Consider the following 2,500-nt stretch of genomic DNA (forward strand, 5'->3'; position numbering starts at 1 on the left):
AAAAAAATGCGGCAGCGACCTACTCTCCCACACCGCTTCCGGTGCAGTACCATCGGCTCTGGTGGGCTTAACTACCGTGTTCGGGATGGGAACGGGTGTGACCCCACCGAAATAGCCACCGCAAACCTGGAAAAGAGCTCGAGAAGCGACTGCTGCTGCTTCTCGCTGAATACGAAGGGTTAGAAGAGTCTTCCAGCGGGCCTCGCGTGGCCCGGACTACACGTTTCGATGCCTCGATCTCGACCTCGTTCAATGGTCGTCTACGACCTGAGAAGAGGGAGACCAAGCCGCACGCCCGATTAGTACCGGTCAGCTGAGCGCCTCACGGCGCGTACACCTCCGGCCTATCAACCTCGTCGTCTTCGAGGGGGCTTCAGGGGCTTGCGCCCGGGAGAAGTCGTCTCGAGGTTGGCTTCCCGCTTAGATGCTTTCAGCGGTTATCCGTTCCGCACATAGCTACCCAGCGATGCCCCTGGCGGGACAACTGGTACACCAGCGGTGCGTCCATCCCGGTCCTCTCGTACTAAGGACAGATCCTCTCACTTCTCCTACGCCCACGGCAGATAGGGACCAAACTGTCTCACGACGTTTTGAACCCAGCTCGCGTACCGCTTTAATTGGCGAACAGCCAAACCCTTGGGACCTGCTCCAGCCCCAGGATGCGATGAGCCGACATCGAGGTGCCAAACCGCGTCGTCGATGTGAACTCTTGGACGCGATAAGCCTGTTATCCCCAGAGTACCTTTTATCCGTTGAGCGATGGCCCTTCCATACAGAACCACCGGATCACTATGACCTGCTTTCGCACCTGCTCGAGCCGTCGCTCTCGCAGTCAAGCTCCCTTATGCCATTGCACTCGACGCCTGGTTTCCAATCAGGCTGAGGGAACCTTAGCGCGCCTCCGTTACTTTTTGGGAGGCGACCGCCCCAGTCAAACTACCCACCAGCCATTGTTCCCGACCCCGATGAGGGGTCCAGGTTAGACACCAGAAATCGCCAGGGTGGTATTTCACCGTTGCCTCCCCCCAAGCTAGCGCCCGGGGTTCATAGGCTCCCACCTATCCTACACAAGCAATTCCTAGTGTCAGTGGCAAGTTGTAGTAAAGGTTCATGGGGTCTTTCCGTCTTGCCGCGGGTAAACTGCATCGGCACAGCTATTTCAATTTCGCTGAGTCCCTGGTCGAGACAGCGCGGAAGTCGTTACGCCTTTCGTGCAGGTCGGAACTTACCCGACAAGGAATTTCGCTACCTTAGGACCGTTATAGTTACGGCCGCCGTTTACCGGGGCTTCGGTTCATCGCTTTGGCCTTGCGGCCTGACGAATCACCTTAACCTTCCGGCACCGGGCAGGCGTCAGACCCTATACGTCCACTTGACGTGTTTGCAGAGTCCTGTGTTTTTGTTAAACAGTCGCTACCGCCATTTATCTGCGACCCAGTGTCGCTTCAGGAGCAAGTCCCTACACGACGCCGGGCCCCCCTTCTTCCGAAGTTACGGGGGTAGATTGCAGAGTTCCTTGACCAGAGTTCTCTCAAGCGCCTTAGGATTTTCTCCTCGCCCACCTGTGTCGGTTTGCGGTACGGGCGCCTCGTCAGCTCCACGCGGGGATTTTCTAGGAAGCATGGGATCACGCACTTCAGGCCTTGCGGCCACGTCATCACCTCTCGGCGTTAACGGCCTCACCTTTTCATCGTATGAGGCCCGCCTACGGGCTTGAACCGGGACGACCGTCACCCGGCTGCGCTACCCTTCTCCGTCCCCCCTCGCTTCAACGCCAACGGGGCGGTACAGGAATATTAACCTGTTGTCCATCGCCTACGCCTTTCGGCCTCGGCTTAGGGCCCGACTAACCCTGGGCGGATTAACCTTCCCCAGGAAACCTTGGGCTTACGGCGAACGAGTTTCTCACTCGTTTTGTCGCTACTCATATCGGCATCAGCTCTAGAACAGACTCCACCAGTCCTTGCGGTCTGGCTTCGCTGCCGGTTCTACGCTCCCCTACCGATCCCTTGCGGGATCCCGTGGCTTCGGTGTCATGCTTGAGACCCGATACATTTTCGGCGCAGTCTCGCTTGATCAGTGAGCTATTACGCTATCTTTAAAGGATGGCTGCTTCTAAGCCAACCTCCTGATTGTCAAAGCGCTACCACATCCTTTTTGTGATCACTTAGCATGAACTTGGGGACCTTAGCCGACGATCTGGGTTATTCCCCTCTCGCCGATGAATGTTATCACCCACCGACTGCGTCCCGGGATAACAGTTTCAGGCATTCGGAGTTTGGTACGGTTTGGTAATCTGGTAGGACCCCTAGCCGTTCCAGTGCTCTACCTCCTGAACTGAATTTCCCGAGCCGATACCTAAATATCTTTCGGGGAGAACCAGCTATCACCAAGTTTGATTGGCCTTTCACCCCTACTCACAGCTCATCCCAGAAGTTTTCAACCTCCATGAGTTCGGTCCTCCACGCGGTTTTACCCGCGCTTCAACCTGGCCATGAGT

At 56.6% G+C, this 2,500-nt stretch carries 2 rRNA genes (1 of these 2 cut by a window edge); both read right to left on the reverse strand.

The window, feature by feature from the left end:
- Positions 1-6: 6 nt before the first annotated feature.
- Positions 7-123: ribosomal RNA gene (gene rrf, locus MLV88_RS23710) — 5S ribosomal RNA — on the reverse strand.
- Positions 124-278: 155 nt separating this feature from the next.
- Positions 279-2,500, reverse strand: a 23S ribosomal RNA gene (locus MLV88_RS23715); it runs 755 nt beyond the window's last position.

This window comes from Anaeromyxobacter soli (genome assembly GCF_022808855.1).
Classification (GTDB): domain Bacteria; phylum Myxococcota; class Myxococcia; order Myxococcales; family Anaeromyxobacteraceae; genus Anaeromyxobacter; species Anaeromyxobacter soli.